Annotated in this window: 11 protein-coding genes; 9 read left to right on the top strand and 2 right to left on the bottom strand. The window is 62.8% G+C overall.

Annotated elements, in window-relative coordinates:
- Positions 1-162: 162 nt before the first annotated feature.
- From FB598_RS07360 to otnI, 6 genes are all read left to right on the top strand, one after another.
- Positions 163-864 carry a FadR/GntR family transcriptional regulator gene (locus tag FB598_RS07360; RefSeq protein WP_141913790.1) on the top strand — a complete coding sequence of 234 codons (702 nt, stop codon included), beginning with the start codon at positions 163-165 and terminating at the stop codon, positions 862-864.
- Between the two features lie 114 nt (positions 865-978).
- On the top strand, positions 979-1,887 hold the full coding sequence (gene ltnD / locus FB598_RS07365) for an L-threonate dehydrogenase (protein ID WP_255515740.1): 909 nt from the start codon (positions 979-981) through the stop codon (positions 1,885-1,887).
- Positions 1,888-1,944: 57 nt separating this feature from the next.
- Positions 1,945-3,243 (top strand): 3-oxo-tetronate kinase, encoded by a 1,299-nt coding sequence (gene otnK, locus FB598_RS07370; protein WP_141913788.1) that lies wholly within the window; start codon positions 1,945-1,947, stop codon positions 3,241-3,243.
- Positions 3,240-3,875, top strand: coding sequence for an aldolase (locus FB598_RS07375; RefSeq protein ID WP_141913787.1), 636 nt, complete (start codon positions 3,240-3,242; stop codon positions 3,873-3,875). Before otnK ends, FB598_RS07375 begins: the two co-directional genes overlap by 4 nt.
- 281 nt (positions 3,876-4,156) lie before the next feature.
- Entirely contained in the window at positions 4,157-5,470 is a 1,314-nt protein-coding gene (locus FB598_RS07380; protein WP_141913786.1) for an MFS transporter, read from the top strand.
- Positions 5,471-5,530: 60 nt separating this feature from the next.
- A complete protein-coding gene (otnI, locus tag FB598_RS07385) occupies positions 5,531-6,334 on the top strand; it encodes a 2-oxo-tetronate isomerase (protein WP_141913785.1) in 804 nt (267 codons plus the stop codon).
- A 118-nt stretch (positions 6,335-6,452) separates the two neighbouring features.
- Here the strand turns inward: otnI and FB598_RS20685 are convergent, their stop codons facing one another.
- On the bottom strand, positions 6,453-6,608 hold the full coding sequence (locus FB598_RS20685; RefSeq protein WP_183405703.1) for a hypothetical protein: 156 nt from the start codon (positions 6,606-6,608) through the stop codon (positions 6,453-6,455).
- Positions 6,609-7,174: 566 nt separating this feature from the next.
- Between FB598_RS20685 and mqo the strand changes: the two genes are divergently transcribed.
- The gene (gene mqo, locus FB598_RS07390) at positions 7,175-8,824 is read left to right on the top strand and encodes a malate dehydrogenase (quinone) (RefSeq protein WP_141913784.1); all 1,650 of its coding nucleotides are present in this window, start codon (positions 7,175-7,177) and stop codon (positions 8,822-8,824) included.
- A gap of 66 nt (positions 8,825-8,890) precedes the next feature.
- Here mqo and FB598_RS07395 read toward each other — a convergent pair whose 3' ends face one another.
- The gene (locus tag FB598_RS07395; RefSeq protein ID WP_183405736.1) at positions 8,891-9,205 is read right to left on the bottom strand and encodes a hypothetical protein; all 315 of its coding nucleotides are present in this window, start codon (positions 9,203-9,205) and stop codon (positions 8,891-8,893) included.
- Here FB598_RS07395 and FB598_RS07400 point away from each other — a divergent pair.
- Positions 9,149-10,339, top strand: coding sequence for a porin (locus FB598_RS07400; protein ID WP_141913782.1), 1,191 nt, complete (start codon positions 9,149-9,151; stop codon positions 10,337-10,339). The genes FB598_RS07395 and FB598_RS07400 overlap by 57 nt on opposite strands.
- Positions 10,340-10,931: 592 nt before the next feature.
- The gene (locus FB598_RS07405; RefSeq protein WP_141914207.1) at positions 10,932-12,515 is read left to right on the top strand and encodes a tetratricopeptide repeat protein; all 1,584 of its coding nucleotides are present in this window, start codon (positions 10,932-10,934) and stop codon (positions 12,513-12,515) included.
- The last annotated feature ends 53 nt before the right edge of the window (positions 12,516-12,568 follow it).

A 12,568-nucleotide genomic window follows, 5' to 3' on the forward strand; every position in this document is an offset into this window, starting at 1 on the left:
CTGGGGTGAACTTGTCGATATAACTGATTAACATCGCTTAATTGTATTCATTTATCTCGATTAAAGGCTGTTTCTCCCGGTAAAAAGAAAAAATCGCGTTGCCGAGCCATCGATAAATTTGTATGATGACCGGATAACCTTACGATAACGACGCGAGACAGCATGTTTCAGAAAATCCCCGCGCAAGCGCTCAGCGACACGGTTGCCAGGCAGTTGCTGGAGAACATCGATGCCGGCGCTTTCCCCCGTGGCAGCAAGCTGCCGACTGAAGTGGTGCTGGCGCAGGAGTTCGGCGTCAGCCGTACGGTGGTGCGCGAGGCGATCTCGCGCCTGAAGCATGAGGGCGTGGTGGAACCGCGCCAGGGCAGCGGCGTTTTCGTGACGGAGCAGGCGGGCATCAAGCCGCTGCGCATTGACTATGCTGAAGTAAGTTCGCCCGATGCGGTGCTGCAGATCGTCGAGCTGCGCCGCGCCATCGAGGCGGAAGTGGCGGCCCAGGCGGCCAAGCGCCGCACCGAGGAAGACATCGCCGCCATCGACGCGGCGCTGGCGCGCATCGGCGCCGATGTGGCCGCCGGCGGCGACGGCGTGGCAGCCGATGTGGCTTTCCACCGCGCGCTGGCGCAGGCCACGCGCAATCCTTACTTCATCAAGACGCTGGAGTTCCTCTCGCAGTACCTGGAGGCGGCCACGGCGGTCACGCGCGGCAACGAAGCCCGCTACGAGGATTTCTCGCGCCAGGTGCGCGAGGAGCACGAAGCCATCGTCGAGGCGATCCGCGCCGGCGACGAAATGGCGGCGCGCAGCGCGGCGCAGGCGCACATGTTCAATGCGGCGCGTCGTTTGAGCCAGGGGCAAAGTTAGTTTTTACCAACAAGGATTCAGTAACAGGCGACGCCGGCCTCGGGCCGGCGTCACATCATCAACCGGCGCAGCGGTCTGCATCACGATAATGGCAGCGGCGCCTTTTGCTTCTCAGTGGAGACAACAATGTCCAAGAATGTGGGTGTGATCGGTTTGGGTGCGATGGGCTTCGGCGTCGCCAGCTCCCTGTTGCGTGCCGGCTTCAATGTGCATGCCTGCGATGTGCGCCGCGAAGTGCTGGACAAGTTCGCCGCCGCCGGCGGCGTGGCCTGCGCCAACCCGGCCGAGCTGGCCAAATCGGTCGACGTGGTGATCACGCTGGTGGTCAACGCGGCCCAGACCGAAGCCGTGCTGTTCGGCGAGAACGGCGCCGTATCCGCCCTGAAGCCCGGCAGCGTGGTGATCTCCAGCGCCACCGTGGCGCCGGACTTTGCCGTCGAGCTGGGCAAGCGCCTGGGCGAGAAGGGCTTGCTGCTGCTGGACGCGCCGGTTTCCGGCGGCGCCGCGCGCGCCGCTTCCGGCGAAATGACGATGATGACCTCCGGCCCCGATGAGGTGTACGCCAAGATCGAAGACGTGTTGCAAGGCATGGCCGGCAAGGTCTACCGCCTGGGCAACGCGCACGGCATCGGTTCCAAGGTCAAGATCATCAACCAGTTGCTGGCCGGCGTGCACATCGCCGCTTCCGCCGAAGCGATGGCCCTGGGCCTGCGCGAAGGCGTGAACCCGGATGCGCTGTACGACGTCATCACCCACAGCGCCGGCAATTCCTGGATGTTCGAGAACCGCGTGCCGCACATCCTCAACGGCGACTACACGCCGCTGTCGGCGGTTGACATCTTCGTCAAGGACCTGGGCCTGGTGCTCGATACCGCCCGCCGCAGCAAGTTCCCGCTGCCGCTGTCGGCCGCCGCGCACCAGATGTTCATGATGGCATCCACCGCCGGCCACGGCGGCGAGGACGACTCGGCCGTGATCAAGATCTTCCCGGGCATCGACCTGCCCGCGGCCAAGGCCAGGTAAGCAGTCAAGCAGCGCCGATAGGCAGCAATGAGTATCGATCAGATTCCGGAGTCCATCATGTCCCAAGCCAAACCTCTGCTCGGCTGCATCGCCGACGATTTCACCGGCGCCACCGACCTGGCCAACATGCTGGTGCGCGGCGGCATGCGCACCGTGCAAACCATCGGCGTGCCGGCCGAGATGCCTGCCGCGGTTTCTACATTGACCGCCGATGCGCTGGTGATCGCATTGAAGTCGCGCACCATCCCCGCCGCCGAGGCCATCGAGCAATCGCTGGCCGCGCTGCGCTGGCTGCAGCAGCAGGGCTGCACGCAGTTCTTCTTCAAGTACTGCTCCACCTTCGATTCGACCGACGCCGGCAACATCGGCCAGGTGACCGATGCCTTGATGAAGGAACTGGGCGTGGACTTCACCATCGCCTGCCCGGCCTTCCCGGAAAACGGCCGCACCATCTACCGCGGCTACCTGTTCGTGGCCGATGCGCTGCTCAACGAATCCGGCATGGAAAACCATCCGCTTACGCCGATGACCGACGCCAACCTGGTGCGCGTGCTGCAGCGCCAGACCGCATCCAAGGTCGGCCTGGTGCGCTACGACGCGGTCGCGCGCGGCGCATCCGCCGTGCAGGAGCGCTTTGCCGCGCTGCGCGCCGATGGCGTCAAGATGGCCATCGCCGACGCGGTCTCCGACAAGGACCTGTTCACGCTGGGCGAAGCCTGCGCCGAACTGAAGCTGATCACTGGCGGCTCCGGCGTGGCCCTGGGCCTGCCGGAGAATTTCCGCCGCGCCGGACTCTTGCATGCGGTTGGCGAAGCGGCGCAACTGCCCAAGGTCGACGGCCTGTCCGTGGTGCTGGCCGGCAGCGCCTCCAAGGCCACCAATGCCCAGGTCGCCGAATGGAAGGCCAAGCGCCCGTCGTTCCGTATCGACCCGCTGGCGCTGGCGCGCGGCGAAGACGTGGTCGGCCAGGCGCTGGCCTTCGCCGACGAGCGCATCAAGAATGAACCCGTGCTGATCTACGCCACCGCCACCCCGGACGAAGTCAAGGCGGTGCAAAAGGAGCTGGGCGTGGCCAAGGCCGGCCATATCGTCGAGCAGGCGCTGGCGTCCATTGCCGCCGGCTTGAAGCAACGCGGCGTGCGCCAGTTCGTGGTGGCCGGCGGCGAGACCTCCGGCGCGGTGGTGCAGGCGCTGGACGTGCGCGCGCTGCGCATCGGCCCGCAGATCGATCCGGGCGTGCCGGCCACGGCCACGCTGGATGAGCAACCGGTAGCCCTGGCGCTGAAGTCGGGCAATTTCGGCACGGTCGACTTCTTCGAGAAGGCGCTGCGCGTATTGGCGGGGAAGGCGGCATGAGCAACGAAGCCAGACTGCGCGAAGAGATCTGCCGCATCGGCGCATCGCTCTACCAGCGCGGCTACACCGTCGGCTCGGCCGGCAACATCAGCGCACGGCTGGACGACGGCTGGCTGATCACGCCGACCGACGCCTGCCTCGGTTTCCTCGACCCGGCCGCGATCTCCAAGGTCGACGCCGGCGGCAACTGGGTGGCCGGCGACAAGCCGTCCAAGACCCTGGTGCTGCACCGCGCGGTGTATGACAACAACCCTGAGATGCATGCGGTGGTGCACACCCATTCCACCCACCTGGTCAGCCTGACCATCAAGGGCGTGTGGAAGGAAGAGGATGTGCTGCCGCCGATCACGCCTTATTACGTGATGAAGGTCGGCCATATCCCGCTGATCAGGTATGCCCGTCCCGGCGCGCCGGAAGTGGCCGAACAGGTCGCCAGGATCGCCACCCGGGTGCGCGGCGTGCTGCTGGAGCGGCTCGGCCCGGTGGTATGGGAAAGCTCGGTCTCCAAGGCCGCCTTCGCGCTGGAAGAGCTGGAAGAGACCGCCAAGTTATGGCATCTCTCAGGCGGCGCCACGGGGCTGGACGAGCCGGCCCTGCAAGAGCTGCGGGACGTATTCAAGGCGCGCTGGTAAGCGGCGCATCGGCCATCGATACCTCAGCACATCAGTAACGTAACAAGCATGGCGGCGCTGCCTGCGCCGCCATCCATCGCCATGCCGCCGCCAACGGCTGGAAGATGCAAGAGCCGGCATAAGACCGGACGATCAATGTCAAGGGACGCAGCCTGCCATTTGCCGGCCAGCCTGAGCGCCCGTCCATATTGAATCCATAAATTGCCTGCATGCGAATGCAGGCGCCAAGCAACCAGCGGCCGCCACCAACGGCCGAATACCTCTTAGGGAGATGTCGTAGCATGACCACCGCAACAACCACTGGCGTCGCAAGCGGCGCCAACGATCAGGCCAAGGACGGCCTGTACAAGAAAGTCTTCTGGCGCATCATGCCGTTCCTGATGCTGTGCTACGTGATCGCTTATCTCGATCGCGTCAACGTCGGCTTCGCCAAGCTGCAGATGTCGATCGACCTGGGCTTCTCGGAAACCGTGTTCGGCCTGGGCGCCGGCCTGTTCTTCATCGGCTACTTCCTGTTCGAAGTGCCCAGCAACGTCCTGATGCACAAGGTCGGCGCGCGCATCTGGATCGCCCGCATCATGGTCACCTGGGGCATCCTGTCGGCCTGCTTCATGTTCGTGCAGACCCCGACCCAGTTCTATGTCCTGCGCTTCCTGCTGGGCCTGGCCGAGGCGGGCTTCTATCCCGGCATCATCCTGTACCTGACCTACTGGTTCCCGTCGCACCGCCGCGCCAAGGTGATCGCGGTGTTCATGTCCGGCATCCCGGTCGCCGGCATCCTGGGCAACCCGCTGTCGGGCTGGATCATGGACGCCTTCCACGGCAGCAGCGGCATGCAGGGCTGGCAGTGGATGTTCGTGATCGAAGCGATCCCGGCCGTGCTGATCGGCCTGGTCACGCTGTTCTACCTGGACAACGACGTCAAGAGCGCCAAGTGGCTCTCCGACGATGAGAAGAAGGTCCTGCAAGCCGATATCGACGGCGACCAGAAGGGCAAGGAAAGCGGCCACAGCTTCGGCGACATCGTCAAGGATGGGCGCGTGTGGCTGATGTGCCTGATCTACTTCGCCTTCGTCATGGGCCAGTACGGCCTGACGCTGTGGATGCCGACCCTGGTCAAGGCCACCGGCGTGACCGGCAACCTGCATATCGGCCTGCTGTCGGCGATCCCGTTCGGCTGCGCCATCGTCGCCATGAACCTGATCGGCCGCAGCGCCGACCGCACGCGCGAACGCCGCTGGCACCTGGTGGTCCCCGCCATGATGGGTTGCGTCGGCTTCATCGGCGCGGCCATGTTCGCCGACAATACCGTGATCTCGATCGCTGCGTTGTCGCTGGCCGCCGCCGGCGTGCTGACCTGCGCGCCGCTGTTCTGGTCGCTGCCGACTTCATTCCTGTCGGGCGCCGCCGCCGCGGTGGGCATCGCCGCCATCAATTCGGTGGGCAACCTGGCCGGCTTCGTCAGCCCCTACCTGATCGGCTACTTCAAGGACCTGACCAAGAGCAATGCGATCGGCATGTACATGCTGGCCGTGATGCTGGTGGTGGGCGCCATTGCTACACTGGCCACCAAGCCCAGCGTGGTCAACAAGTAAGGACCTGGCCGGTTCCGACTGAGCGGAGCCGGCCGCACGTCAACATTCAAGGAGAGCACGATGCTGCGTTTTGCCGCCAACCTGAGCATGATGTATGTCGAACATGACTTCCTGGACCGTTTCGCCGCCGCGGCGAAGGACGGTTTTCCGGGCGTCGAATTCCTGTTCCCGTACGACTACCAGCCTGAGGAAATCAAGTCCCGCCTGGAGGCCAACGGCCTGACCCAGGCGCTGTTCAACGCGCCTCCGGGCGACTGGGCCGGCGGCGAGCGCGGCATCGCTTCGCTGCCGGGCCGCGAAGACGAATTCAAGCGCAGCATCGAGACCGCGCTGAAGTACGCTTCGGTGATCGGCAACAAGACGCTGCACGTCATGGCCGGCCTGATCAAGCCCGGGCAAGACCGGGCCCGGCACCGCGCGGTGTACCTGGACAACCTGTCCTATGCCGCCCACCAGGCCGAGTCCGCCGGCATCACCGTGGTGATCGAGCCGATCAACACCCGCAATATCCCGGGCTTCTTCCTGAACCGCCAGGATGAGGCGCAGGCCATCTGCGCCGAGATCGGCGCCGAGAACCTGAAGGTGCAGTTCGACTGCTACCACTGCCAGATCGTCGAAGGCGACGTCGCTGTCAAGTTGAAGCGCGACATGGCCGGCATCGGTCACATCCAGATCGCCGGCGTGCCCGAGCGCCACGAGCCGGACGTGGGCGAGCTGAACTATCCCTACCTGCTCAAGCTGATCGACACGCTCGGCTACCAGGGCTGGATCGGCTGCGAATACAATCCTGCCGGCGCCACCTCGGCCGGCCTGGGCTGGCTCAAGGCGATCGCGGCACAGGGATTGACCCAGCTGAAGGCTTGACCAGGGCAGTTGCTGCCAGGGCCGCATACGGGCCACAAACAAAAAGCGGAACGCATGCGTTCCGCTTTTTTCTTCCGCGTCAGAAAGACGCGTGAAAGACGCGTTGGCGCGAGCGCCATCACACGGGCACGTTTTTGGCCTGCTCGGTCACCGAATCCTTGTTGCGGCATTTCACGCAAGTGGCGTAATGCCAGATGGCCGACGCCAACGGGTGCATGCCGGCCTTCCGGCCGCATTGGCGGCAAATCAGATTGCCCTGTTCAGGGATGTTCATTGTTGTTGATCCGGGTCCAATGGAGGGGGCTGCCGGCGCATGCAGGTGCATATGCCCGGCGCAAGCGCCCAAGCCTGCGATTCTACTTGCTGTTGCGCATCTTTGCGCGCCGGAGCGAGGGATGAGTGAGGGATATCCGTCATCGCCAGCACCGGCGCAACATGTTAAGCTTGCCAGCTCAACATGACCCAATCCCGGTTCGCTCTGATGGAGACGTTTTTGTACAGGCATCGCTCAAATGCCGGAGACAGGAATCGGACAGGCAGTTGAATCCGGCAGGCGCATCGGGCCAGGTTTGGTGCGCGTTGTGGCCATCGCCGGCCGCACCCGGCAAGTGTTGCGTACCCAGCGGTGGGCGCAATGCGGGCGGAACGGCAGGAGCGCCGCGCTCGACCTTCCAGGTTGGCCGACCCCTGGCGTTTGCAAAGCCGGTTGTCTGAAATCCCCAAGTCCATGCAGGCATGCGCCATCGGCGACGAAAGTGCGCTTTTGGCGCCGTCGCATCCTGCATTTGCCGTTTTGGCAAGCTTGGGGTAGATCTCACTTCATCAAACATGGATTAGACAATGTTGAAAAAATCCTACCTGGCATTGCTGGGTTTTGTATTTGCGCTGGTGCTGGCACCGGCTTCGCAGGCAGCCGACGTCAAGAAGGTTGATGTGCTGCTGATCGGCGGCGGCATCATGAGCTCCACGCTGGCGGTCTGGCTCAATGAGCTGGAACCGGGCTGGTCGATGGAAATGGTCGAGCGCCTGGACGGCGTCGCCCAAGAAAGCTCCAACGGCTGGAACAACGCCGGCACCGGCCACTCGGCGCTGGCCGAGCTGAACTACACGCCGGAGAACAAGGACGGCAAGATCGAGATCGCCAAGGCCATCGAGATCAACGAAGCGTTCCAGATCTCGCGCCAGTTCTGGGCCTGGCAGGTCAGGAACAGCGTGCTGAAGAATCCGCGTTCGTTCATCAACTCGACCCCGCACATGAGCTTCATCTGGGGCGACGACAACGTGACGTACCTGAAGAAGCGCTATGAAGCGCTGCAGGCCAGCCCGCTGTTCGCCGGCATGCAGTATTCGGAAGACCACGAGCAGATCCGGAAGTGGGTGCCGCTGATGATGGAAGGGCGCGACCCCAAGCAGAAGCTGGCCGCCACCTGGACGCCGCTGGGCACCGACGTCAACTTCGGCGAAATCACCCGCCAGTTCGTCGCCTACCTGCAAGGCCGTCCCAATTTCACGCTCAAGCTTTCCAGCGAAGTGCGCGATATCACGCGCAATGCCGATGGCACCTGGCGCATCGGCTATAAGAACCTCAAGGATGGCAGCAGCACCGAGACCGATGCCAAGTTCGTCTTTATCGGCGCCGGCGGCGGCGCGCTGAAGCTGCTGCAAAAGTCGGGCATCCCCGAGGCGCGCGAGTACGCCGGTTTCCCGGTGGGCGGCTCCTTCCTGGTGACCGACAATCCGGCGGTGGCCGAACGCCACCTGGCCAAGGCCTACGGCAAGGCCTCGGTCGGCGCGCCGCCGATGTCGGTGCCGCACCTCGATACTCGCGTATTGGACGGCAAGCGCGTGATCCTGTTTGGCCCCTTCGCCACCTTCTCCACCAAGTTCCTCAAGGAAGGCTCGTATTGGGACCTGTTCTCCACCACCACCACGCACAATGCCTGGCCGATGGCCAAGGTCGGCATCGCCGAATACCCGCTGGTGGAGTACCTGGCCGGCCAGCTGATGCTGTCGGATGACGAACGCTTCGCCGCGCTCAAGGAGTATTTCCCCAACGCCAGGAAGGAAGACTGGCGCCTGTGGCAAGCCGGGCAGCGCGTGCAGATCATCAAGCGCGATGCAGACAAGGGCGGCGTGCTGAAGCTGGGCACCGAGATCGTGGTTGCCAAGGACGGCAGCATCGCCGGCCTGCTGGGCGCTTCGCCGGGCGCATCGACGGCTGCGCCGATCATGCTCACCGTGCTGGAAAAGGTGTTCAAGGACAAGGTCGCCACGCCCGCATGGCAAACCAGGATCCGCCAGATCGTGCCGAGCTACGGCACCAAGCTCAACGACCACCCCGACCAGGTCGCCAAGGAATGGGCCTATACCAGCGACGTGCTGCAACTGGCGCCGCCCCCGGTCATCGGGCCAAAGCCGGCGCAGCTCGACGGCAACAAGGCCAGCATGAGCAAGCCGAAGGAAAACGCGGCGGCCGACATGGCGCTGTGACCGCGATGGCCTGATGTCAGGCAACTGACAGGAAAGGCCATTGAGGCTGTGATGCCGTCCAGTGAATCACTGGGCGGCATTTTTTTTGTACTGCTGCAAGATGCCGCCCGTCCGGATCGACTCATCAGTAGCGCGCTGCGCATTGGCGCCCACAACGGATTTCCCGATAAAAAAATACAACAGATGCCATTTTAATTTTTTGATCTCATCTAAAAAATTGCTTCTATAAACAAAGGTGAAGTCACGAAGAATCAGAAGCATTAATGTCTGTGCATCCGACTGAAAGTACGGATCCTCAAGACTATTTTTATAGAAGGATGTCAAATGAAAAAATCTCTGCTGGCACTGGCCGTTCTCGGCGCGTTCGCAGGTGCTGCTCATGCACAAAGCTCCGTCACCATCTACGGCATCGTTGATACCGGCGTTGTCTACCAAAGCAAAGTGGCGACCAGCACTGGTGGCACTGGCAGCAAGTTTGGCCTCAACTCGGGCGTCATCCAGGGTTCGCGCATCGGCTTCAAGGGCGTGGAAGACCTGGGCGGTGGCCTGAATGCGGTGTTCAACCTGGAAGTCGGTTTTGCCAACGATACCGGCGCCCTGCAAGGTTCGGACGCATCGACTTCTTCGAACCTGTTCCGCCGCAAGTCGGTCGTCGGCCTGCAAGGTGGTTTCGGTAGCGTGCTGCTGGGTCGTCAAACCGACTTCGCCGATACCATATCTTCCTACACCTCGGTTGCCGACTTCGGCGGCTGGACCGGTAACGTCGGCCACAACCTGGATCGCCTGGAAGGCACCCGCACCAACAACTCGATCAGCTACACCACCAACAACCTGAGCGGCTTCACCGGTAACCTGATCTACGGCTTCGGCGAAACCGCGGGCCAGACTTCCGCCGGCCAGGCTTTCGGCGCCGGCTTGAAGTACGACAACGGTCCCCTGGGCCTGGGCCTGAACTACTACCAGTCCAAGGCGAACGGCACCGGCTACTCGGCTGACACCAGCCTGATCCCGTCGTCGAGCACCACCGCTTCGGTCAACACGCTGTCGGGTAGCGCAGGCAGCACCGCCTACAAGGGCTGGAACCTGGTGGCTTCGTATCAGTTCGGCCCGGCGCGCGTGTACGGCAACTGGTCGCGCGTCAAGCAAGACCTCAACACCCAGGCCAACCTGAGCGCGGTTGGCGTCGGCTCGCTGGACACGGTGACCAACCGTACCCTGGCGCGCGCGAACAAGGCTGACGTGTACGAAATCGGTACCGCCTATTCCCTGACCCCATCGCTGAAGCTGCTGGGCGCTGTGGAACACACCCGCGCCCAGTTCGATGGCGTCTCGGGCAAGGGCAAGTTGACCCAATTCAACATCGGTACCGACTACTGGCTGTCCAAGCGCACCGACCTGTATGCCTTCCTGGCGTACACGAAGGCGACCGATATCGTCAACACCGGCGTGTCTGACAGCACCGGCAACGACGGTAACCAGGCCGCTGTGGCTGTAGGTATCCGCCACAAGTTCTGATGCATCGGTCGTCATTCGGACGACAGTAGGAAAGACGTAAAAAAAAGAGGGGGCACTGCATGATTGTTCATGCAGTGCCCTTCTTGTTTTCCCGCCGAGGAATCGAGGAAATCGATTCCCGCCGAGCTCAAGCCGAACCGCATCGCCATCCGGATTCCGGTCCGGATGGCGCCGTTTTCGCAGCATGGTCGCATCGTGTCCTGACGCTTCTTTGCAATGCTCAACAGTAACCGGGAACCTTGTCGTGGCGCGGCTCTTAACAGTCATCAACCATTGGTAAGAGTCCATTTCGCCATGAAATTTTCGGCGTCTTCCGCTGCCAAAATAGCGCTGCCTTCGACATTGAAGGCGACGTCGATTGCGGGTGGAAGAAGCCGCCAAACCGAACTACGTGCCTGACGCGATTTCATCGTCCGACGATCCCCGGGGGCACGGAAAAACCGACGCAATGATTTGCGCCGGAAGGGATTCTTTTGCCTTTGATTTTGCGATTGCGGCGGCTGTTGCGCGGACATCCATATGGAAGAGGTCGGATGCCGCATCGCCCCGACACCACGTTTCATCACGCTCACGAAAGCAACAGGTAACCACCATGGCGACACGAGAAGAATTGGCCGTTATCAAAGCTGCACGGGCAGGCGAGTCCAGGGCCCAACTGGCATTGGGAAGCCGTTACCTGTACGGCGGGAGCGGCCTGCCCAGGAGCAATGGCACCGCATTCTATTGGTTGAAGCGGGCGGCGCAGCAAGGCGTGGATGACGCATGGATCATGATAGGGCGCAATATCCCCTATGAGCAGGTCAAGGAATTGTCGTCCCCGCGCGAAGCCGCGGTCTGGTACGAGAAGGCGTTCGACGCGGGGATTGCCCATGCCGGGCTCACGTTTGCCCGACTGGTCCTGGACAACGCCGAGCAGTTCGACAGCAACAGCCATGCGAGGGCCATCGGCGCCTTGTCTTTCCTGGCCAGCCAGGACGACCACCAGGCGCAGTGGCTGCTGGCGCAGCAAATGCAGAGGCACGGCCATGATGATGCCGGCGGCGATGGCGATGCGGCCGGGGAAAACTTCAAGGCGATATTGCATGACGGCGCCCTCAAGTTCGAAGAGCGCCTGATCACCGAGGCCGCGCATGCGGGCATTGAGCAGGCGCAATACGCCTTGCTCGACAAGGCGTGGAAAAAATCCGATTACGCCGGTTTTTCCCGCGGCGCCGTCCCTCTGGTAGAGAAGCTGTTTGCGCGGAACGCCGTCGCGGTGGCGCAAATGGAGAAGGACGCGGAGGTCACCAGCGGCGTATTGCTCTCATCCGAAGAGTCGACCCTGCTGCTGCGGTTTGCGCAATGGCGCCTGCAGGCGAACCATCCCGATCCCATCGAGATCGGACGCATCCTTGAACTGGCCGCCCTGGCCGGCAACACCGAGGCGCAACTTGAGCTCGGCCTTCTCTGCGCCAAGATCGACCGCCACGGCAACAGGGTATTCATGGAGCATGGCCTGGCGAATTTCAAGAAGGCGCTCAACTGGCTGGTACTGGCCGGCGAGGGCGGCGCGGCGCAGGCATGGCATGCGCTGGCCCGGATCTATTCGCGCTCGATCTATTCGCAGCGCAATCTCGAGGTCGCCTTGCAATACCTGGAAAAGGCCGCCGACATGGGCCTGGTGGAAGCCCAATATGAGTTCGCCCAGATCTCCTGGAGAAACCGCCGCGATGACAAGCTCAACGATGTCAGGGCACTCTATTGGTGGCAAAAGGCGGCGGAGCAGGGCCATGAAAATGCGAAGGTCGCGCTGGAGGCATTCTCGGCCAGGTCCCATGCCAATGGCTGGGCCAAGGAGGCCATGGGCTACCTGAGCGACAAATTCAGGAATGCGAATCCATTCCTCAGCGCCCGGGTCGAACTGGCGGCGACGTTCGGCCTGACCAAGCCCGAAGCCTTGCTGATCGATGTGAACAATGCCGACTACGGCCATTGCCTGGTCGTCGATATCTGCGACTACTACGCAAGGAGCAAGCGCCGCCTGGTGGCCATCGAGACCGAGGAGCAGCGTTCCATATTGAACCGCATCGGCCGCCTGTTCAGCGACGTCGATTGCAGCTTCAATGGCCTCGAGGGGAATTACCGGCAGCGCCAATACCGCCTGAAGACATCGTTTCCCGATATCGTGCAGGGCTGAGGCGCCCGGCGCTTGTCCAGCGGGAATGGCGCGGATGCCGAGATCGGCCGTCG

Source organism: Herbaspirillum sp. SJZ106 (assembly GCF_006715495.1).
In the GTDB taxonomy this organism is placed as follows: Bacteria; Pseudomonadota; Gammaproteobacteria; order Burkholderiales; family Burkholderiaceae_D; genus Herbaspirillum.